The sequence below is a fragment of the Micromonospora sp. NPDC048947 genome (assembly GCF_040649495.1).
GTDB lineage: Bacteria > Actinomycetota > Actinomycetes > Mycobacteriales > Micromonosporaceae > Micromonospora > Micromonospora alfalfae.
Window position 1 is genome coordinate 39792 of sequence record NZ_JBEZFO010000024.1, and the last position, 21897, is coordinate 61688.

Annotated in this window: 16 protein-coding genes; 10 read left to right on the forward strand and 6 right to left on the reverse strand. The window is 72.0% G+C overall.

Annotated elements, in window-relative coordinates; translation table 11 throughout:
• Window positions 1-91 precede the first annotated feature (91 nt).
• The 5 genes from AB0B98_RS28370 to AB0B98_RS28390 are packed head-to-tail and all read left to right on the forward strand — an operon-like array spanning window position 92 to window position 7713.
• Entirely contained in the window at window positions 92-2311 is a 2220-nt protein-coding gene (locus AB0B98_RS28370; RefSeq protein ID WP_357366594.1) for a molybdopterin oxidoreductase family protein, read from the forward strand.
• The gene (locus AB0B98_RS28375; protein WP_357366596.1) at window positions 2308-3747 is read left to right on the forward strand and encodes an FAD-dependent oxidoreductase; all 1440 of its coding nucleotides are present in this window, start codon (window positions 2308-2310) and stop codon (window positions 3745-3747) included. The genes AB0B98_RS28370 and AB0B98_RS28375 overlap by 4 nt, the downstream gene beginning before the upstream one ends.
• The gene (gene nirB / locus AB0B98_RS28380) at window positions 3744-6281 is read left to right on the forward strand and encodes a nitrite reductase large subunit NirB (protein ID WP_357366598.1); all 2538 of its coding nucleotides are present in this window, start codon (window positions 3744-3746) and stop codon (window positions 6279-6281) included. The genes AB0B98_RS28375 and nirB overlap by 4 nt, the downstream gene beginning before the upstream one ends.
• Window positions 6278-6625: a nitrite reductase small subunit NirD gene (gene nirD / locus AB0B98_RS28385; RefSeq protein WP_091402335.1), complete on the forward strand. Its 348-nt coding sequence runs from the start codon at window positions 6278-6280 to the stop codon at window positions 6623-6625. Before nirB ends, nirD begins: the two co-directional genes overlap by 4 nt.
• Entirely contained in the window at window positions 6625-7713 is a 1089-nt protein-coding gene (locus AB0B98_RS28390; RefSeq protein WP_357366600.1) for a uroporphyrinogen-III synthase, read from the forward strand. The genes nirD and AB0B98_RS28390 overlap by 1 nt, the downstream gene beginning before the upstream one ends.
• Before the next feature lie 113 nt (window positions 7714-7826).
• On the opposite strand, the gene AB0B98_RS28395 is transcribed toward AB0B98_RS28390, so the two are convergent.
• The 4 genes from AB0B98_RS28395 to AB0B98_RS28410 form a co-directional block, all read right to left on the reverse strand.
• Window positions 7827-8450 carry an ATP/GTP-binding protein gene (locus AB0B98_RS28395; protein WP_030329978.1) on the reverse strand — a complete coding sequence of 208 codons (624 nt, stop codon included), beginning with the start codon at window positions 8448-8450 and terminating at the stop codon, window positions 7827-7829.
• Window positions 8431-8796: a DUF742 domain-containing protein gene (locus AB0B98_RS28400; protein WP_007465174.1), complete on the reverse strand. Its 366-nt coding sequence runs from the start codon at window positions 8794-8796 to the stop codon at window positions 8431-8433. Before AB0B98_RS28400 ends, AB0B98_RS28395 begins: the two co-directional genes overlap by 20 nt.
• An 89-nt stretch (window positions 8797-8885) precedes the next feature.
• Window positions 8886-9293, reverse strand: coding sequence for a roadblock/LC7 domain-containing protein (locus AB0B98_RS28405; RefSeq protein WP_007465177.1), 408 nt, complete (start codon window positions 9291-9293; stop codon window positions 8886-8888).
• Entirely contained in the window at window positions 9290-12436 is a 3147-nt protein-coding gene (locus tag AB0B98_RS28410; protein WP_357366601.1) for a nitrate- and nitrite sensing domain-containing protein, read from the reverse strand. Before AB0B98_RS28410 ends, AB0B98_RS28405 begins: the two co-directional genes overlap by 4 nt.
• Before the next feature lie 444 nt (window positions 12437-12880).
• On the opposite strand from AB0B98_RS28410, the gene AB0B98_RS28415 reads away from it, so the two are divergent.
• Window positions 12881-14059, forward strand: a complete 1179-nt coding sequence (locus AB0B98_RS28415) for an ABC transporter substrate-binding protein (RefSeq protein WP_238667552.1) — start codon at window positions 12881-12883, stop codon at window positions 14057-14059.
• A 134-nt stretch (window positions 14060-14193) separates the two neighbouring features.
• Here AB0B98_RS28415 and AB0B98_RS28420 read toward each other — a convergent pair whose 3' ends face one another.
• Entirely contained in the window at window positions 14194-15051 is an 858-nt protein-coding gene (locus AB0B98_RS28420; RefSeq protein WP_238667551.1) for an ABC transporter permease, read from the reverse strand.
• Between the two features lie 105 nt (window positions 15052-15156).
• The gene (locus tag AB0B98_RS28425; protein ID WP_238667550.1) at window positions 15157-16188 is read right to left on the reverse strand and encodes an ABC transporter substrate-binding protein; all 1032 of its coding nucleotides are present in this window, start codon (window positions 16186-16188) and stop codon (window positions 15157-15159) included.
• A 270-nt stretch (window positions 16189-16458) separates the two neighbouring features.
• Between AB0B98_RS28425 and AB0B98_RS28430 the strand changes: the two genes are divergently transcribed.
• From AB0B98_RS28430 to AB0B98_RS28445, 4 genes are all read left to right on the forward strand, one after another.
• Window positions 16459-17244: an ABC transporter ATP-binding protein gene (locus AB0B98_RS28430; protein ID WP_357366605.1), complete on the forward strand. Its 786-nt coding sequence runs from the start codon at window positions 16459-16461 to the stop codon at window positions 17242-17244.
• A 2-nt stretch (window positions 17245-17246) separates the two neighbouring features.
• Window positions 17247-18197, forward strand: a complete 951-nt coding sequence (locus tag AB0B98_RS28435) for an LLM class F420-dependent oxidoreductase (RefSeq protein WP_357279082.1) — start codon at window positions 17247-17249, stop codon at window positions 18195-18197.
• A complete protein-coding gene (locus tag AB0B98_RS28440) occupies window positions 18194-18502 on the forward strand; it encodes a cupin (RefSeq protein WP_088987605.1) in 309 nt (102 codons plus the stop codon). The genes AB0B98_RS28435 and AB0B98_RS28440 overlap by 4 nt, the downstream gene beginning before the upstream one ends.
• 76 nt (window positions 18503-18578) lie before the next feature.
• Window positions 18579-21710: a hypothetical protein gene (locus AB0B98_RS28445; RefSeq protein ID WP_357366607.1), complete on the forward strand. Its 3132-nt coding sequence runs from the start codon at window positions 18579-18581 to the stop codon at window positions 21708-21710.
• Window positions 21711-21897: the final 187 nt, after the last annotated feature.

The window sequence follows — 21897 nt, forward strand, 5'->3', positions numbered from 1 at the left end:
GCGCTGCCCCTGTGCGGTGTGAGCCCCACTTGACAGGACCGAAACAGAAGGGACCCGGACCGGAAACCGCCCGACGGCACGCTTTCCCGACATGACAGACGGTGCACGGTCGGCGACTCCGCCGGGGCTGACGCCCCGGGAAGTGGCGACGCACTGCCCCTACTGCGCACTGCAGTGCGGGATGACGCTGCGCGCGGACGACGCCGGGGTCACGGTCCACCCGCGCCAGTTCCCCACGAACCGGGGCGGGCTCTGCCAGAAGGGTTGGACCGCCGCCGAATTGCTCGACCACCCGCAGCGACTGACCACCCCGCTGGTACGTGACGCGGCCACCGGCGAACTGCACCCGGCGAGCTGGGACACCGCGCTCGACCGGGTGGTCGCCGGCATCCGCGCCGTCCAGGACGACGCCGGCCGGGACGCGGTCGCCGTATTCGGTGGTGGGGGCCTGACCAACGAGAAGGCGTACGCGTTGGGAAAGTTCGCCCGGATCGGGCTGCGCACCCGGCACATCGACTACAACGGACGGTTCTGCATGTCCTCGGCGGCAGCCGCCGGGATGCGCGCCTTCGGCATCGACCGTGGGCTGCCGTTCCCCCTCGCCGACCTGGGTCGGGCCGACACCCTGCTGCTTGTCGGAGCGAACCCGGCGGAGACCATGCCGCCGCTGGTTCGCTGGCTCACCGAGCAGCGCCGCGACGGCGGAAAACTGATCGTCATCGACCCCCGGGTCACCGCCACCGCCCGCCAGGCCGACCTGCACCTGCAACCGCTGCCCGGCACCGACCTCGCGGTGGCCAACGCGTTGCTGCACATCGCCCTCACCGAAGGTTGGGTCGACCGGGCCTACGTGGCCGACCGCACCACCGGATTCGACGCGGTCCGCCGAGGCGTCGCCGCCTGGTGGCCGGCCCGCGCGGAACAGCTCTCCGGGGTGCCGGTGGCCGACCTGGAGGCGACCGCCCGAGCGCTGGGCACCGGTGGTCGCGTGATCATCCTGACCGCGCGCGGCGCCGAGCAGCACGCCAAGGGGGTGGACACCGTCACCGCGTACGTCAATCTCGCCCTCGCCCTCGGCCTGCCCGGCCGCGACGGTTCGGGGTACGGCTGCCTCACCGGCCAGGGCAACGGCCAGGGCGGGCGGGAGCACGGGCAGAAGGCCGACCAACTGCCCGGCTACCGGCGGATCGACGACCCGGCGGCCCGCGAGCACGTGGCCGGGGTCTGGGGCGTGCCAGCCGACGAACTGCCCGGCCCGGGAGTGCCCGCCTACAAACTGCTCGACTCGCTCGGCACCCCGGGTGGCCCGCGCGCGTTGCTGGTGTTCGGGTCGAACCCGGTGGTCTCGGCACCCCGGGCGGCCCGGATCGAAGGCCGACTGCGCGACCTCGACCTGCTGGTCGTCGCGGACCTCCTGCTCTCCGAGACGGCCGCGCTGGCGGACGTCGTGTTGCCCACCGCGCAGTGGGCCGAGGAGGACGGCACCATGACCAACCTGGAAGGTCGGGTGCTGCGTCGGCGCGCGCTACAGCTGCCCCCGCCGGGCGTCCGGACCGACCTCGCCATCATCTCCGACCTGGCGGCGCGGCTGGCCGACGCCGAGTCGCCGAACGCCACCCCAGCCGACGCCACCCCAGCCGACGCCAGCCCGACCGACGCCGACTCGGCCGACGCCAACCCGGCCGGCGTGCGACCGGCCGCCGTCGCGGCGGCTCGGTTCCCGGCCGACCCGGCCGCCGTCTTCGCCGAGCTGCGCCGCGCCTCCGCCGGTGGGGCCGCCGACTACGCCGGCATCAGCTGGGACCGGATCGACGCCGACGACGGGGTCTACTGGCCCTGCCCGACCGAGGACGGGCCGGACACACCCCGACTCTTCGTCGACCGGTTCGCCACCCCGGACGGCCGGGCCCGCTTCCACCCCGTCGACCATCGGCCGGCCGCCGAGGAGGTCTGCGCCACGTACCCGCTGCACTTCACCACCGGTCGGGTGCTGGCGCAGTACCAGTCGGGCACCCAGACCCGACGGGTGGCCGCGCTGCGGCGCGCCGCCCCGGAGGCGTTCGTCGAGCTGCACCCCGACCTGGCCAGCCGGCTGGGCATCGACGACGGCGACCCGGTGCGGGTCACCTCGCGCCGAGGTGAGTTCAGCGCGCCGGCCCGGCTCAGCGCGGGGATCCGACCCGACACCGTGTTCGCCCCGTTCCACTACGCGGGGGCGGGACGCGCCAACTCGGTGACCAACGACGCTGTGGACCCGATCTCCGGGATGCCCGAGTTCAAGATCTGTGCGGTCCGGGTGGAGAAGGCATGACCGCGCGGGTGGTCATCGTCGGCAACGGGATGGCGGGCGCGCGCCTCGCCGGTGAGCTGCACGCCCGGGAGGGAGACCGGAAGGTCACAGTGCTCGGGGCCGAGCCGCACCGCGCGTACAACCGGATCCTGCTCTCCACCCTGCTTGCCGGCCGGATCGACGAGCCGGACGTGGAGCTGACCGAAGCCGCCGGGCACGGCGTCGACCTGCGCAGCGGCGTACCGGTGATCGCCGTCGACAGGTCCGCCCGGGAGGTCCGCACCGACGACGGCGAACGAATCGGGTACGACCACCTGGTGCTCGCCACCGGCGCCCGTGCGGTGGTGCCGCCACTGCCCGGCCTCGACTCGGCGAACCTGCCGGAGCGGGTGGTCCCCTTCCGGACCCTTGACGACTGCCGGCGGATCCTCGCCGCGGCGGACGGCGCCCGCAGCGCGCTGGTGCTCGGCGGCGGGTTGCTCGGCCTGGAGGCCGCCCGAGGGCTGGCCACCCGAGGGCTGGCCACCACTGTGGTGCACCCGAAAGAGCACCTGATGGAACGGCAACTGGACCCGGCTGCCGGCGCTGTGCTCGCGGGCACGCTCGCCGGTTTCGGCGTCACCGTCCAACTGGGGATGTCGGCGACCGGAGTGGCCGCGGATGCCAGCGGTGTCCGCCTCGACCTGGCCGACGGCACGTCGCTCCGCGCCGACCTGCTGGTGCTCTCCTGTGGCGTACGCCCGGACACCGCCCTCGCGCAGGCCGCCGGCCTGACGGTGCGGCGCGGCGTGGTGGTGGACGACCGGCTGCGCACCAGCGACCGGTCCATCTCGGCGATCGGCGACTGTGCCGAGCACGACGGCGTGCTCACCGGGCTGGTCGCGCCCGCCTGGGCCCAGGCCCAGGTGCTCGCGGACGTGCTGACCGGGACGGACCCACTGGCCCGGTACCGGCCCCGGCCGGTGGTGACCCGGCTGAAGGCCGCCGGGATCGACCTTGCCTCGATGGGTGAGGCGGCCAGTGGCGGGCCGGGCGAGGAGTTGACCTTCGCCGACCCGACCCGGGGCACCTACGCCCGGTTGCGGATCCGCGACGAGCGGCTGATCGGCGCGATCCTGCTCGGCGACAACCCGGCGGTCGGCACTGTGATCCAACTCTTCGACCGTGGTCAGCCGGTGCCGAGTGACCGACGGGCACTGCTGCTCGGCCGGGCACTGGGCGCGGTCGGCGCGACCCCGGCCGCCTCACCGGCGCTGATGCCGGACGCGGCAACGGTCTGTCAGTGCAACACGGTGAGCAAGGGCGCACTGGTCAGGAGCTGGCGCTCCGGCGCCCGGACTGTCGATGCGGTGGTGGCCGCGACCCGGGCCGGCACCGGATGCGGCGGATGCCGGGACGCGGTGAGCGGCATTGTCGACTGGCTGAGCCAGGCGGAATCGGTGGAGGTGACGCGATGAGCGGCGGCGAACTGGTCGTCATCGGCAACGGCATGGTCGGGCAGCGTTTCGTGGACGCGCTGCGCGCCCGTGACCCACACGGCAACTGGCGGGTGACAGTGCTGGCCGAGGAAGGACGCCCGGCGTACGACCGGGTGCGGCTCTCGGCGTACTTCGACGGGGTGAGCGAGAGCGAACTCAACCTGCACACCCCGCACGACGGGGTGCGGCTGCGACTCGGCGAGCCGGCCACCGCCATCGACCGGGACCGGCAGGTGGTGACCACAGCCGTCGGCGAATACCGCTACGACGCGTTGGTGTTCGCCACCGGGTCGTACGCCTTCGTGCCGCCGGTGGCCGGTACGGAGCTGCCCGGGGTCTTCGTCTACCGGACCCTTGACGACCTGGCGGCGATCCGGGCGTACGCGCGGGGCCGGCGGGTCGGCGCGGTGATCGGTGGCGGGCTGCTCGGTCTGGAGGCCGCGAACGCCCTGCGGCTGCTCGGCCTGAGCACCGACGTGGTCGAGTTCGCGCCCCGGCTGATGCCGGTGCAGGTGGACCAGGCCGGCGGCGCGATGCTCCGCCGCTACGTCGACGAGTTGGGCGTACGGACGCATCTCGGGGTGGCGACCACGGCGATCCGTTCCGGCCCGGACGGCGGCGTCGCGGCCCTGGAACTCTCCGACGGCACCGCCCTCGACGCCGAGCTGGTGGTGGTGGCCGCCGGCATCCGGCCCCGGGACCAGTTGGCCAGGGACGCCGGTCTGCCGCTGGGCCCGCGCGGCGGCGTGCTTGTCGACGCGACCTGTCGTACCGCCGACGAGCGGATCTGGGCGGTCGGCGAGTGCGCGGCTGTCGAGGGCACCTGCCACGGTCTGGTCGCTCCGGGGTACGCGACCGCCGAGGTGGTGGCCGACCGGCTGGTCGGCGGCGCGGCGACCTTCCCGGGCGCGGACACCGCCACCAAACTCAAGCTGCTCGGCGTCGACGTGGCCTCGTTCGGCGACGCCCACGGCACGACCGAGGGCTGCCTGGACGTCACGTTCACCGACCCGGCCACCCGGGTCTACGCGAAGCTGGTTCTCTCCGACGACGCGCACACCCTGCTCGGCGGGGTCCTGGTGGGTGACGCCAGCGCGTACCCGACGCTGCGGGCCAGTGTGGGCGGCCCGCTGCCGGCCGCGCCGCTGGCGCTGCTCGCCCCCGACGGAGGCGGCGCCGACGCCGGCACTCTGCCCGCCACCGCGCAGGTCTGCTCCTGCAACGCGGTGACCAGGGGCGACGTGGACGCCGCCATCGCCGACGGTTGCGCTGACGTGCCGGCGTTGAAGGCGTGCACCAGGGCCGGCACCAGTTGCGGCTCCTGCGTGCCGATGCTGAAGCAACTCCTGGACGCGGCCGGGGTGGCACAGTCCAGCGCGCTCTGCGAGCACTTCGACGTCAGCCGGCGGGAGCTGTTCGAAATCGTCCGCGTCCGTGGCATCCGCACGTTCTCCCGGCTGGTCGCCGAGCACGGTCGGGGTCGCGGCTGCGACATCTGCAAGCCGGTGGTGGCGTCGATCCTCGCCTCGCTGGGCAGCGGGCACGTGCTCGACGGTGAACAGGCGTCGTTGCAGGACACCAACGACCACTTCCTGGCCAACCTGCAACGCGACGGCAGCTACTCGGTGGTGCCCCGGATCCCGGGCGGCGAGATCACCCCGGAGAAGCTGATCGTGATCGGCGAGGTCGCCCGGGACTTCCAGCTCTACACCAAGATCACCGGTGGGCAGCGGATAGACCTGTTCGGGGCGCGGGTGGAGCAGCTACCGCAGATCTGGCGGCGGCTGGTCGACGCTGGCTTCGAATCCGGGCACGCGTACGGCAAGGCGCTGCGCACCGTGAAGTCGTGCGTGGGCGAGACCTGGTGCCGGTACGGGGTGCAGGACTCGGTGGGGCTGGCGGTCGCGCTGGAGCTGCGCTATCGCGGGCTGCGCGCACCGCACAAGCTGAAGTCGGCGGTCTCCGGTTGCGCCCGGGAGTGCGCGGAGGCGCGCAGCAAGGACTTCGGCATCATCGCCACCGAGACCGGTTGGAATCTCTACGTCGGCGGTAACGGCGGTTTCCGCCCCCGGCACGCCGACCTGTTCGCCACTGATCTTTCGACAGAGGCACTGATTCGAATGATCGATAGATTTTTGATTTATTACATCCGCACCGCCGACCGGCTGCAACGCACCGCCGGCTGGATCGAGGCGATGGACGGTGGCCTGGACCACCTGCGCTCGGTGATCGTGGACGACTCGCTCGGACTCTGCGAGGACCTCGACGCGGCGATGGCCCACCACGTGTCGTCGTACTCCGACGAGTGGCGCGACGTCCTGGACGACCCGGATCGGCTGCGCCGCTACACCTCCTTCGTCAACGCCCCCGACGTACCGGACCCGTCGATCACCTTCACCCGGGAACGCGGCCAGCCGGTTCCCCTACGCGACCAGTCCCCGACCGGATCCGAGCCGACCAACGGTCACCGCCGGCAACCGGTCACCCTCGGCCTACCGGAGGTACGGCGATGACCCAGACCCTCACGCTGACCTGGACCACCGTCTGCCTGCTCGACAGGTTGGAACCGGATCGGGGCGTCGCCGCCCTGGTCGACGGAGTACAGATCGCCCTCTTCCGGACCGCCGACGAGCTGTTCGCCATCGACAACCGCGATCCGGTCTCCGGGGCGTACGTGCTGTCCCGGGGCATCGTCGGCAGCCGTGGCGGAGTGCCGACTGTGGCGTCACCGCTGCACAAGCAGGTGTACGACCTGCGCAGCGGACACTGCCTCGACCTGCCCGGGGTGGCAGTGGCCCGACACGACGCACGTTGCCGCAACGGGCTGGTCGAGGTGCGGCTGCGACAGGAGGGTTGATGCGGGAAGAACTGGCGGGCTTCACCATCGGGGTGACCGCCGACCGGCGGCGCGACGAGTTGGCCGCGCTGCTCGAACGCCGGGGCGCCCGGGTGGTGCTCGCCCCGGCGCTGCGGATCGTGCCGCTGTCTGACGACACCGAGCTGCGCGAGGCGACCCGCGCCTGCCTCGACCAGCCGCCGGACATCCTGATGGCGAACACCGGCATCGGCATGCGCGGCTGGTTGGAGGCGGCCGAGGGCTGGGGGCTGGCCGAGCCGCTGCGCTCCGTGTTGGCCAGCTCGTACGTGGTGGCGCGCGGCCCGAAGGCACGCGGCGCGATCCGGGCCGCCGGGCTGCACGACCAGTGGTCGCCCGCCTCGGAAAGCTGCGACGAGGTGGTCGACCACCTGCGTCGGCGCGGCGTGGCCGGGCAGGTCATCGCCATGCAGTTGCACGGCGAGCGGCAGCCCGAGTGCACGCTCGCGCTGGAGGCGGCGGGCGCCACTGTCATCGAGGTGCCGGTCTACCGCTGGGCGCCGCCGACCGATCCGGCGCCGCTGCACCGGCTGATCGACCTGATCGCCGGTCGGCTGGTGGACGCGGTGACGTTCACCTCGGCGCCGGCGGCCGAGGCGTTGCTGCGGGCCGCCGGGGACCGCACCGACGCGGTGCTGTCCGCGTTGCGCAGCGACGTGCTCGTCAGCTGCGTCGGGGCGGTGACCGCCGAGCCGCTGCTGCGGCACGGGGTGCCGGTGAGCGCGCCCGGTCGGGCCCGGTTGGGCGCGCTGGTGCGGACCATCGTCGACGAGCTGCCCCGCCGGACAGTGACGTTCAAGGCCGGCGGGCACCTGCTCACGTTGCGCGGGCACGCCGCAGTGATCGACGGCGAGCTGCGGCCACTCGCGCCCGCGCCGATGGCGGTGCTGCGGGCGCTGGCCCAGACCCCGGGTCGGGTGTTGTCCCGCACGGCGTTGCTGAGGACGCTGCCCCGGGGCGCGGACGAGCACGCCGTGGAGATGGCCGTCGCCCGGCTACGGGCCGGCCTGCGCGCACCCCGCGTGGTGCAGACAGTGGTGAAGCGCGGCTACCGACTCCGGGTCGACTAGGGAGTGCGCCGAAGTCCCCGGTCGAGGCCAGACGGCGGTCCGGCAGAGGGGCATCGCCACACGCCCTGAAGGCGTCACGGCCGGCCGTCGCGAGCCGGCCGTGACGCGACGTTTCAGCCGACCGGCGTCGGGAAGCCCCGCCCGTGCTCCGACTGGAGCCGGAGCATGGCGTGCTCGACCACCGTCACCAGCACCTGCTTGACCGAGTCCCGCTGCCGGGCGTCGGTCATCACCAGCGGCACCTGCGGCGAGATGGCCAGCGCTTCGCGGACCTCCTCGGCCTCGTACTGCGGTGCGCCGTCGAACTTGTTCAGCGCCACCACGTACGGCAGGTTGCGGTTCTCGAAGTAGTCCAGCGGGGCGAAGGCGTCGGTGATCCGGCGGGTGTCCACCAGCACGGCGGCACCCACCGCCCCCCGGATGATCTCGTCCCACATGAACCAGAACCGAGTCTGACCCGGTGTACCGAAGAGGTACAGGATCAGGTCCTGGGCCATCGTGATGCGGCCGAAGTCCATGGCGACCGTGGTGGTCTCCTTGCCCGGCACCTTGGACGGATCGTCGATGCCGACACCCGCCGCGGTCATCAACGCCTCGGTGGTCAGGGGTGTGATCTCGGAGATCGCCCCGACCAGTGTTGTCTTACCGACGCCGAAGCCGCCCGCGACGACGATCTTCGCGGAGACGATTCCCCGGCCCGGCCGCCCCCCTGCGGGGTCATAGCCTGCGAAGTCCACTTAGCACCCTTCCAAGCAGTTCCATCCGCTCCTCGAACCCCTCGGCGGGAGCAGCAGTGTGTAACGTCAGCAGGCTCTCGGCCACCATGTCGGCGACCAACACCCGGGCGACGCCCAGCGGCATCCGGGTATACGCGGCGATCTCCGCCAGCGACTGTGCTCGGCCCTCACAGACCGTGGCGATGCGGTGCTTGTCGTGCCCGGCGAAGCGGGACTCGGCGACCTGGGTGGGAGAGGCGGTCAGGACGGCCTCAAGAGCGATGTCCTGCCGGGGCTCGGTACGACCACGGGTGACCGCGTACGGACGCACCAGCGCGCCACGCGGGTCAGCGCGTCGTTGGTCCATTCCCGATCACCTCCTCGTCCCCTGCTGAGCCGGACTGCGCCGCCTCTCGTCCCTGGTCCGGCGCTCGGAACGAGCGCCGCCTTCCGGTGCTAAGAGCGCACCGCGTCGCGCGGCAGCGGCACCAGCGCGGCACCCACCCGCTCGACCAGCAGCGCCATCTCGTAGCCGACCTGGCCCACGTCGCAGCTGCGGGCGGCCAGCACCGCCATCGAGGAGCCGTCGCTGATCGACATCAGGAAGAGATACCCGCTGTCCATCTCGATGACTGTCTGCAACACCCCGCCCGCGCTGAACATCCGGGCCGCGCCCTCGGTCAGGCTCACCACGCCGGAGGTGATCGCGGCGAGCTGGTCCGCCCGGTCTCCCGGCAGATCCCGGGAGGACGCGAGCAGCAGCCCGTCGGCGGACACCGCCACCACGTGGGCGATGCCCGCCACGCTGTCGGCGAAGTTGGTGAGCAGCCAACCCATGTCCTGCATGGCAGCTGGCCTGTTCATCGGCTCTCCTTGGTCGAGGTGCTGTTCAGGTCCGTTCCGGCCGTGCGACCGCGTTGCACACCGCGGTGGTAGGCCGACAGCAGACCACGTACTTCATCCGGCGTCCGCCGGCTGCGGTCCCGGCCGCTCTTCGGTTCGATGCCACCCGGCACGAGCTGTGCCTGCGGCACCCGCTTGGGCAACCCGGAGCGGGTGGTCCCGGCGGGAGCCGGCTCGGCAGCCCGGCTGGCCCGGGACCAGCCCTCGTCCGCCGCCGTACGCCAGGCCTCCGGGTCGGGGGCGGGCGCGGGGGCGGGCGCGGGCGGAGCCGTCCGGCCGGCCGGGGCCGGGGTGTACGTCGGCGGTGCCGACGGCCGTGCCCCGAACCCGTCCATTGTGGCCCCGAGGCCGTCGGCGCCCGGGGTTGCCGTCCCGTCGGTGCCGGAGCTGCCCGGGGTACGGGTCGGCAGTTTCGGTCGGGCCGGCGAAGCGGCCGGCACCGATCCGGCGCTGGGCGGGCCGCCGTTGCCGGTACGCAGGCCGGCGTCGGCCGCCGCGGTGGTGGCGGGCGCGGGCGGCTCGTCGAAGTTGGGCCGGGTGAAGATCGCGGTGGCGTCGTCGCCGTGCGACCGGAACCAGACCGCCTCCATCTCCCGGAAGATCGGCGCCTCGGCTGGGAAGTCGGGCCGGGTGCTGACCGGAGCGGCGGGCACCGACGGAACGACCGGCGGCGCCACGGTGCTCGGTCCGGCGACCGGTCCGACCGGGAGGCCCTGGGCACCGCGCCCATCAGCGGTGTCAGCGGTGTCCGGGGTGGAGCCGCGTCGGGGCAGCGGGTCGACTGTCGGGTAGGCCACTGTCGGGCTGCCCAGCGAGGCGCCCGCGCCGTTGCCGTAGGCCGGCTGGGCCGGTGGGAGCGGGGCGGCGGGTGCGGGGGCGGCGGGTGCCGGTGGCATGGTCGAGCGCGGACCGGTGTAGCCACCCGCCTGCACGGCCGGGGTGGTGTCCCGCGAGTTCAGCGGCGACTGCCACTGGGCGGGTGCCGGCGTGCTGGTCCGCCACTGGTCGGGCAGCGTCGCCGCCGTCGTGGCGGCACCGGCGAACTGCTCAGCGTGGCCGGCCGGGGACAGCGGCGCCTGCTCCACTGCCATCGGCTGACGCGGCCGTGTGAGGACCTGCTCGCGGCCCCGGTTGGTGGGTAGCACCACGGTGGCGGCGGGCAACGTCACCTGGGCGACGGTGCCGCCCTCGACGTTGCGGCGCAACTCCACCCGGATGCCGTAGCGGGAGGCGAGCCGGCTCACGACGGCCAGACCCATCAGTCGGAACGCGGCGACGTCGACGCTGGGCGGGGCTGCCAGCCGCCGGTTGAGCGAGTCGAGCTGGTCGTCGGTGAGGCCGAGCCCGCGGTCCTCGATCTGGATCAGCACGTAGTCGCGGATCCGGCGACCGTCGGCGACCACAGTGGTGTTCGGCGGCGAGAACCGGGTGGCGTTGTCGAGCAGTTCGGCGACGAGGCGTACCACGTCGTTGACGGCGTGCGCGGCCACCGAGATGTCCGTGTCCACGGTGCCGAACTCGATGCGGTTGTAGAGCTCAACCTCGGACTGGGCGGCGCGCAGCACGTCCACCACGAGCGCGTTGTCGTGACGCGGTGCGGCGGAGTCGGCGCCGGCCAGGACCAGCAGGTTCTCGTCGTTGCGGCGCATTCGGGTGGCCAGGTGGTCCAGTTCGAAGAGCTGCGCGAGCCGCTTCGGGTCCTCCTCGCCGCGCTCGATCGCGTCCAGCTCGCCGATCATCCGGTCGACCAGGGTCTGACTACGGCGGGCCAGGTTGAGGAACATCGCCGAGACGCTGGTACGCAGTGCCGCCTGCTCGGCGGCGACCCGCACCGCCTCCCGGTGTACGACGTTGAAGGCCAGCGCCACCTGACCGACCTCGTCGCGGGTGTTGAGCTGGATGGGGTCCCGGACCTGGCGGACGATCTCGTCCACCCCGCCGTCACCCACGCTGCCCATGTTCTGCAGCCGCTGCACGGCGTCGGGCAGGTCGTGGTTGGCCACCGAGAGAGCGCCCTCGCGCAGTCGGCGCAGCGAGTGGTTGAGCGAGCGGGCCAGCACCACTGCCAGCGACACGGCGATGATCAGGGTCAACAGCACCAGGACCGACTCGACGACCGCCTGCCGGATGACGTCCGAGCGGGCCTGGTCGGCCTGCTGGAACAGTCGGTCCTGCAGTTGGATCTCGGCCCAGCGCATCAGGTCGTTCACCGCGCCGATCGCAGCGGTGGCGTCCTGAGCGGTAACCAGCGGACGCTGCCCGACCGAGCGGGTGATGTCGGTGGCCACCCGGTCGGCCAGGCCGACCGCGTCGCCGGAGACGGTGCTGTCGACCAGGGCGCGCTGCACCGGGTCGGCGGCCAGCGAGAAGGCGACCAGGGCCTCCTGCTGACCAGTCAAGGTCGCCACGAAGGAGGAGAACTGCTCCGAGTCGAGCTGGCCGGCCGTCAGCGCGGTGAAGGCGACGGCCTCTTCCTCGGCGACGGAAGCCTTGGCGCGGGCGAACGCGGCGACCGCGCGGCGGCTGTCCGCCAGGCTCTCGTCGCCGGGCAGTTGGGCCAGGCCGTCACCGTACGAGACCAGGTCGGTGAGGATGACTCCGTAGCGGAGCACCGCCTCGGCGACCGCCATCTGCCGGCGGTCCAGCACCTCCTGCCGGGTGCCGTCCAGGGTGGCCAGGTGGTCGTCGATGGCGGCCAGCCGGTCCCGCAGGGCGGTCGGCACGTCGCCGATCCGGCCCCGCTCGGCGCGGTACTCGTCCACCCGCTGCTGCGTCTGGCGGACCCGCAGGTTGTACGCGTCGGCCGGCTGCTGCGGAGCGGCGAGGTAGGCGGCCGCGGCCATCCGTTCGGCCTGGAGGTCCTGGGTCAGGGCACTGACGTCGACCGAAAGGGCCGTCAGTGACCGCGCCCGGGTGGCGTCGAACGCGCCCTCGCCAACGGAGATCAGGCGGACCGTGGCCAGCGCGATCACCGCCGCCACCGGGACGACCAGAATCAACGCCAACTTGGACCGGATCCGGGCATCGCGCAGTCTCGGCATCCGTCGGCGCGCAGGCCGACCGCTGTCGCCGAGCGCGGGCAGGGTCGTCGGTCCGGTGCTCACGACATCGCCTCCGTCGTTTCTTCCCCGCCTGAGCCGCCGAGCCATGCCGTAAGCGGAGGGGACCACGCGCGGCACGGCCGCGATTTCATCAGAGATGATCGTGTTTGGGAAGCCGCAGTGAGGTAGGAAACGGTCGGACGGAGCGCATCCCGTGATCCGGGCAACTGATACCTTCATTTCCGCAAGCCCCTGAACAGGGCATGTAACTCCAGAGTGGTCACGCGTGCATGCAAAGTGAGCTTTTGCAAACATTGCGTTACCCCAGCATGTGGGATGGCCGTCCCGAAAATGCTGCCGGGGTCCGCGCTTGACCACAGCGCCGGCCATTGGCAAGGTTTTGCAGGCTTCGCGCACACCGTACGGCAGAGGAGATCCCGTCCTCCACTGAGGACGGATTAGCGGCGGTGACCGGGCAGCGCCCGCGCCCGCACCTGGAGGACTGAGTTGAGCCCCATCCGCTCCGCGACCATCGCGGCGCTCGCATCGGCCGTAGTGGCCACCACGCTCACCGGCTGCCAGTTTGGCGAGGCGGAGAAGGACACGAGTCCGATCGTGATCGCTGCCGATCTCGAACTCTCCGGCGCCGCGGCCACTGTTGGCCGGACATACCAGCGAGCCCTCAAACTCAAGGTCGATCAGTTGAACGCCTCCGGAGCACTGAACGGCCGGAAGATCGACCTGAAGGTGAAGGACAACCGTTCCGACTCGGCCGAGTCACTTCGCAACATCGTCGACTTCAGCAGCGATTCGAAGGTCAGCGCCATCATCATGGGCGGCTGCAACGAATGCGCTGTCGGAGCGGTCGGCACCATCAACGAGAAGCGGATTCCCACCATTGCGCTAGCCGCTTCCGGCGCGATCGCCGCGCCGGCCGCCGAACGGCGCTACGTGTTCAAGCTGGGCCCCAACGCCCCGGACAGCGCCGCAGCGCTGACCACCGAACTGCGCCGCAACAACATCCGCAAGGTGGGGATGCTGGTCAGCGACGACGACTACGGCCAGGAGGGCGCCACCGCGCTCAAGAACGAGCTGGACAAGGCCAACATCACGCTCCGACAGCAGCGGATCAAGACCACCGACACCGACGTCAGCCGGCAGGTCCAGCAGCTCGCGTCGGGCAAGCCCGACGCGATGGTCTTCTGGACCCCGCCGGAGCAGGCGACACTTGCCGCCACCAGCGTCCAGCAGACCATCTTCCGTGGGTCGATCTACTTCGACGCGGCGGCGGCCGGGGACCTCTTCCTCGGCGCGGCGGCCAAGGCGACCGAGAAGGCCACGCTGATCTTCACGCAGACCATGGTGATCGATGACGTGATCGCGACCACGCCGGCCAAGGCGGCGCGGCGGCAGTGGTTCCAGGACTACACGGCCCGCTTCGGTGGCTACAACGGGTCCTCGTCGTTCGCCGCGGACGCCGTCCAGCTGATCGCCGACGCCGAACTGCGCGCCGGTGGTGAGATCGGAAAGGTGGACCGCAACGGCCTCCGGGACGTGCTGGAGACGTCCCAGATGGACGGCCTCTCCGGCCCGATCCGCATGACGCCGGACAACCACAGCGGCCTGATGCCGCAGGCGCTCACCACGCTGGTCGCCCGCAACGGTCGCTGGCGGTTGGCTGGGTAACGCTCGGGCCTTGCATCTGGCGGGTTCGTCGGGGTGCCGGGTCGGGTGTGGCCTCGACGAAAAGGGCCGGCCTCCTCAACGGGAGGCCGGCCCTTCGCGTTTCCTGGTGTTGATCCTGTCTTGGCGCTGGTGGGTCAGCGGCTGCTTGTGGTCTCGCGTACCCAGGGCAGGGCGAACCGCTCGATCAGCAGGAGCGCCGAGTAGAGCAGGATGCTCACCAGCGCCACCAGCATGATCGCCGCCCAGGCGGTGGCGGTGTCGCCGACGCCGGCGTACTGCGTGATGACGTAGCCGAGGCCGCTCTCGCCCGCCTGGAACTCACCGATCACCGCACCGATCGCGGCCAGTGGCATGGCCACCTTGAGCCCGACGAAGATCTGCGGCAGCGCGGCCGGGAAACGTACCTTGCGGAACGCCTGCCAGCGGGAGGCGTTCCAGGAACGCACCAGCTCGGCCAGGTCGGACGGCGTGGTGGTCAAGCCGGTCGCCGTGGAGAGCACGATCGGGAAGAAGCAGAGCAGGAACACCATGGTCAGGATCGGCTTCTGGCCCCAGCCGAGCGCCACCACCAGCAGCGGGCCCAGCGTGATCTTCGGCACCGCGTTCACCGCCACCAGCAGCGGCGTGAACATCCGCTCCACGGTGCGGGAACTGGCCAGGGAGAGCCCGATCAACACACCGGCGGCCACCGACAGGGCGAACCCGGTCAGGATCTCCAACGTGGTGTCCCAGGTGTGCTCCAGCAGCTGCGCCGGCTTGTCGACGAACGCGGTGAGCACGTCGCCGGGCGGCGGCAGGGCGGCGGGGTGGACCAGCTCCAGCCGGGCGATCAGCCACCACGCCGCCAGCGCGACCAGGATGCCGACAGCGGGCAGCACGGCGTCGGCCCCGGCCCGAAGACCGGCACCTCGACCCACGCGTCCCGCTTCAGGGCCGCCACTCGGGGGCGGGGGTTCCGCCACCGCCGGGTCCGCTGACCGGACGTCGGTCATCTCTCTGTCCTCCTCGAAATCCCACGGCCCGCCGGGGGCCGACGAGCGACGGGGGTACGCCCCACCGGGATCGGCGGGACGTACCCCCTGATGACGACCGGACGATCAGGCCTTCGGCGCGAGGCTGAAGTCGATGATCTGCTCGGGGGTGATGTTCTGCTTCAGCGCGCCGGCGCCCTGCAGGATGGCGATGCTCTTGGCGACCCGACCGCTGTCCAGGGTGCCGATCGCGGTGCCGGTGTTGCCGGAACGGACGTACGCGGCCATCAGCTCCAGCTCGGCGGCGGCGGAGACCGGGTTGGTGGCGTCGACGTTCTTCTTCAGGATGTCGGCGGCCTCCTTGGAGTTCGCCAGGCTGTACTCCAGGCCCTTGAGCAGCGCGGCGGTGAACTTCTTCACCATCTCGGGCTTCTCCTTGGCGATCTTCGAGGAGGTGATCAGCACGTTGCCGTAGAGGTCCTGCATCACGTTGCTGTACGGCAGCATGACTGCCTTCTTCTTGGCCACCGCCTCGATGGTCGGCTGACCGACGACGAACTGACCGATGCCGTCGACCGAACCCGCGGCCAGCGTGCCGATCAGGTTCTGCGCCTCACCGTTGACCCAGGTCACCTTGCTCGCGTCCACACCGGCGAGCCGGGCGTACGTCGGGAAGAGGTTGCGCACCACGGACCCGGGGGTGTCGGCGAGCTTCTTGCCCTCCAGGTCCTTCGGCGAGCTGATGTTCTTGCCCTCGACGGTGGCGATGCCCGCCATGGTGCGCTGCTGGATCGCGGCCACCGCGGTGAAGTCCTTCGCCTGGCCGTTGCCGAGCTGGAGCAGGCCGCCGGTGAGGTCGATCGGGCCGAAGTCGGCCTGGCCGCCGACGACGGTCTGGATCACACCACCGGTGCCCTGACCGGCCTTGATCTCGACGTCGAAACCGGCTTCCTTGAAGAAGCCCTTGTCCTTCGCCACCCAGGCGTAGGAGTCACGGCCGAAGTTGCCGAACGAGGTGAGGTAGGTCACCTTCGTCAGCGTCGCCCCGTCGCCGCCCTTGGCATCGTCGGCCGAATCCGACCCGCTGCTGCAGGCGGAGACAAGGGCGAGGGCGGTGGCCAGCGCGGCCGTAGCGACCGTACGGGTCAGCCTTCTCATCAGTTGCACCATGTCCTTTCCGACCGGGGCCGGCAGGCCACCGGAGGGGGTTGTTATGACGGGCCGGCGGGAGGGGTGGAAGCCGGCTCCGCCGTCGTGGGGGGACTCTTCGCGGGCACAGCGTACGAGAAACCCACACTCCCGACGCCAGGCGCATCGGGTTGCGGAACGGGAACAACCTGACGACCACCCCAGCCGGTCCCATACCTCGACAGGGCGGTTAGCCTTTGTCGGATTCCTGACCGTCCACTCAGCGGAGGTGCGCCGGAGATGATCCGACTGTCCGGGGTGTCCCGTACCTTCGAGGGCCGATCCGGCCGGGTGGAGGCGCTGCGCGGCATCGACCTCGACGTCGCCGAGGGCGAGTTCGTCGCGGTGCTCGGCCGCTCCGGCTGCGGCAAGTCCACACTGCTGCGGCTGATCGCCGGGCTGCTCCCGCTGAGCGCCGGGGAGATCACCGTCGCCGGTACGCCGATCGCCCGCCCCCGCCAGGACATCGCCATGCTGTTCCAGAAGCCGGCGCTGCTGCCCTGGCGCACCGTGCTGGACAACGTCCTGCTGCCCGTGGAGATCTTCGGCTGGAGCCGCGCCAAGCACCGTGAGCGGGCCCAGCAACTGCTCGACGTCGCCGGGTTGGCCGGCTTCGAGAAGCGGCTGCCCCACGAGCTCTCCGGCGGCATGCAGCAGCGGGTGTCGCTGTGCCGGTCGTTGATCGGTGAGCCCCGGGTGATGCTGATGGACGAGCCGTTCTCCGCACTTGACGCGCTCACCCGCGAGGAACTGTCCGGCGAACTCCAGCGTGTGCACATGGAGAACAAGCCGACAATCGTCTTCGTCACCCACTCGATCGACGAGGCGGTGCTGCTCGCCGACCGGGTGGTCGTGCTGAGCCCCCGCCCCGGCCGGATCCGCAAGGTCGTCGACGTGACCATCCCCCGACCCCGCACCCTGGGCCGCAACGCCCACCTGGCCGACGTCGCCCAGGTCAGCGCCGACCTGCACGAACTGTTGATGGAACGCGAACAGCCGGCCACCGCCGGCGCGGAAGGACACTGACAATGCGGGTGTCGGTCTTCACCGAGCCGAACCGTGGCGCCAGCTACGACACCCAGCTCCGGTTCGCCCGGCTGGTCGAGGCCTGCGGCTACGAGGGCTTCCTCCGCGCCGACCACTACCAGTCGATGGGCGCCGATCCGGGCCTGCCCGGCCCCACCGACGCCTGGCTGACCCTCGCCGCGCTGGCCCGGGAGACCGAGCGGATCCGACTCGGCACCCTGGTGACATCGGCCACGTTCCGCCTGCCCGGCCCGCTCGCGGTGATGGTCGCGCAGGTCGATCAGATGAGCGGTGGTCGGGTCGACCTCGGCATCGGCGCCGGCTGGTACGAGCGCGAGCACACCTCGTACGGAATCCCGTTCCCGGCTGTCGGCGAGCGCTTCGACCGGCTGGCAGAGCAGCTTGAGGTGATCACCGGATTGTGGGGAACCCCGCCCGGCGAGACCTACAGCTTCACCGGCGACCACTACCGGCTGGTGGACGCTCCCGCCCTGCCCAAGCCGGTGCAGGTGCCCGGCCCGCCGATCATCGTGGGCGGGCGTGGCCCCAAGCGCACTCCCGAACTGGCCGCCCGGTACGCCGACGAGTTCAACATGCCGTTCAAGTCCGTGGCCGCCACCGCCGAGGCGTACGACCGGGTGCGCGAGACGTGTGAGCGCACCGGACGGACGGAGTCCGGGCGTGCGCCGTTGGTGCTCTCCGCCGGGATCGTCGTCGCCATCGGCCGGACCGACGCGGAGGCCCAGCGTCGGGCCGCGCCTCTGCACGAGAAGAGCGCGCTGCCACCGGAGGACCCGGTGGTCGGCTCCCCCGCGCAGCTCGCGCAGCGGCTCGGTGAGTTCGCCGCGATCGGCACCACCCGGGTCCACCTGCGCCTGATCGACTTCGACGATCTCGACCACCTCGAGCTGATCGCCGCCGAGGTGCTGCCCCAACTGGACGGAGCACTATGACCGACGTGATCGACGGAACCGAACTCGGGCCGGTCGGCCAGGAGATCGTCTTCGAGAACGACAGGGTCCGGGTCTGGCACATCCGCCTTGAGCCGGGCGAGCGGCAGCCGCTGCACCGGCACGACCACCCCTACCTGGTGGTGGCGATCGAGGGCGCAAAGAACGTCGTACAGACCATCGACGGCACCCGGATCGACGCCGACGAGCCCACCGGCGGAGTGGTCTACCGGGACCCGGGCGCTGTGCACATGCTGACCAATGTCGGGGATACGACTTACCTGGCACGGCTGGTCGAACTCAAGTAGACCCGCCGATCGCCACCGGCGTGCCTCGCGGCGCGCCGGTGGCGATCGGGTGTACCAGGTGCGTAACGTGCCGGACATGGCCTTTCGGACCTGGGGCAGACTGCTGCTCACGGCGCTCGGGGTGAGCGTGCTGGCCGGAGCCGGCCAGCTCGGCGTCGCGTACGGTTTCGGCATCGTCCGCCTGACCGGCGCATTCACCGGTACGACAGTCAACCAGTGGCCGGCCCAGCTCGTCTGGGTGGGCTGGTTCGCCGCTAACGCAGCAGTCGCTGGCGCCGTCCTGACCGGACGCCTCGCTCGCCGCGACGCCCCGGCGGTCAGCACCGGCCGACAGTTGGCGGTCGGCGGCGCGGCAGCGCTCGGCGCCACAGTCATCGCCCCGCTCTGCATGCAGCCCGCCCGTGCCGCGGAGCTGATCTCCGTTGACCCGGTCTGGGCGGTGGGCATCTGCGCCATCGTCGGTGCGGTGATCGGGGCGGGCGCGGCGATCGCCGTCCTGTTCCGGCCCGAGCTGGGATGGAACATGGCGGCAGTGGCCGGCGCGGTCTGGCTGCTGGCGCTGATCTCCGTCCTACCGTCGCTCGGCACGGCCGGCCCACTGCCGAGCGTCCGGCTCGGCGTACTGGAGCCGAGCTGGCTCGACGACGCCGCCGCGCAGCGGCTTGCGCTGCTCCTGCTGCCCATCGTGGCGCTGCTGGCCGGCGCGGCGACCGCCGGGCTGGCTCGCTGGCGGGGCCAGGCTCCACTGGTCAGCGGGGCCACCGGGGTGGCCGGTCCGGTGCTGCTGGCGTTCGCCTACCTGACGGCCGGTCCGGGTGACGCTGTGGACCGCTACCAGGCCGCCCCCTACTACGGCTCGTTGATCGCGATCCTCGCCGGAGCGCTCGGCGCGGCCGCCGCCGCGCTGCTGCGCTGGCCGACGGGCACCCGTACCGCCGATCCGCAGGCGATCGAGCCCACCGCCATCCTGCGCCCGCTGCCGGCCGGCCCGGCGCTGCCCAGCGCGGCGAACGACCGGGACGGCGCGGCGCCCGACCGGGACGGCGCGGCGAACGACAGAGACGGCGCCGAGACGACAAACGCCGAGCTGGCCACCAGCACGAAGCCCGCCGGCGTCGTCGCGGGTCCGTGGGCGACGGGCGACCCCGATGCCGTACGCACCGTCCCGGCCCACTGGGACTGGCCGGAGACCACAGCGAGCGGGCAGCACGGTCCGGGGCCCGCCACCGCGACTCCCGCCGCCCCGAAGCCCGCCGCCCCGACTCAGCCCGCAGCCTGGCTGACCGCGCCGACCGGTGAGTTCACCGCCGCCGGGCAGACGTCCCCGCGCCAGGATGATGTCCTGGCCATTACCGAGCCCTCGGCCGGCACCGACGTCAGCATCGACACCGACGCCACAGCGACCGGCACAGCGGCCGGACGCGTCGACGCCGCGACCCCGACGGGCGGCCGAGCGGTCGACGAGCCGACCAGCAGCACAGCGACTGACACGAGCGGCAGCACGGCGACCGGTGGCAGGCCGACCGGTGGGCGTGCCACCGGCAAGTCCGTCGACACTCCACGAGGCACTGGCACACCCGGTTCCGGCACGACCAGCGCGGCCGCGACCAGTACGGGCAGCGGCACCGAGGCGACCAGCACAGCACCGACTGGCACTGATACTCCCCGTCCCGCAGCCATGGCCTCGACGGGCACGGGGTCAGGCACGAACACGGAGGCGAGCAGTGCGGGCACGGCCGACCACGGCACGCCCGAGGCGCCCCTGACGATCAAGCCGCGACGCGGCCGGAAGTCCAAAGCCAAGCCGGACGCCACCGCCTCCGACGTGGCTGACGACATCTCCCCTGCCGGCCCGGCAACCACAGGCGAGACGACCACCGACGCAACGCCCACTGGCCTCGTCGCGAAGGGCACCCGGCCGGGCAGGTCCGCCGACACCACCGCCTCGGACGCGGGCACCGACACTCCGGCGCCCAGCCGGGGAGGCGTGGGTGAACTGTCGAGTTCGACCTCCGAGGTCACCTCGGCTGCCACCTCCGGCGCGGCAGCATCCCGGACCACCGCTACCGGTGCGAAGCGAACACCGGCCACCCCCGCCACCGCCGCGAAGCAAGCACCGGCCGCCTCGACGACCGCCGAAACCGGCACGACGCAGGTGCCGGTCGACAGGGAGCCCTCGACCACGGCAACCGACGCCGCACAGACCCCGACCAGCGGGAGTGGGGCGACACCAGCGCCGACAACCGCGGCCAGCCAGGTTGGCGCGGACGCCAATTCGCGCGCCCCGAAGGCCGGCACGGGCAGCACTGCGGCACCGGCCGACGCGACCTCTGCGACCTCCGCGACCTCCGCGACCTCCGCGACCTCCGCGACCTCCGCGACCTCCGCGACCAGTGATTCTGCAATCGCCGACGCTCGTGGCACCGACGGCGAGCGGGCCGCCGCCCAGGACGTTCCCGTCGCCGGGTTGTTCGGAGCCACCGCCGCCAATGACCCGGACGGCGACCGGTGGACGCCAGCGCCGTCGGCCTGGCCCGTCACCGCGACGTGGACGGTGCCACCGCAGGCCGCCGAGCCGGAGGCAACGGCATCGGAGGGGTCGAGCAGGCCCGACGCGCCCACCGGGCCGATGCCCAGGCCCCGGCATCGGGCACCGTTGCCGGACCTGAGCCGGGCCGGCACCTGGAACGCGTTCGACACCTCTCGGCGCCGCGGGTCGGCGGGATCGCAGGACAGCTCGACGGCACGGACAGCGCCGACCGGAGCCGGCGAGACGACCGCTCCGGCCGAATCCCAGGACCGGCCGGAGTTCCCCGGCACGGTGGGCGCGTTCTCCGCCGCCGCCGCCAGTGCCACCACCGACAGCACCACCGATACCACCGGCACCGACACCGACACCGGCACCGGCACCGGCACCGGCACCGGCGATGTGGCGGCTACCGACGCCACGTCGGCAACTCCGACGCACCCGAAGGTGGCAGAGCAGCCCTCCCGGCGAGGGCGCCTCGGTGGGCTGTTCCGCCGCAACCGGGCCCGAGCCGACGAGGAGAGCCCGAAGACGTCGGACGCAACCGAGCCGCTGGCGTCCCAGGACGAGGAATTCGTCGACTGGGTCGCCGGTCTGAGCAAGCCGGTGTCGGACAACGAGCCCGAACAGGAGAACGGCCGCCGGTCGTTGCGCTCCACCGGTCGACACCACCGCGACTGACCCACAGCGGCTGACCCGCACCACCAGCGCACAGAAGCACCAACCGGTCGCTTGATCGACTCGGGTTCACTGATATCGGGCTGTCCCACGCGGCCGGACACCCCGACATCAATGAACCCGAGTCGATCACCCGCGCACCGCCCACGCCGGCCGACCCCGCGACACCCCACGCACCAGGCCACGCCAG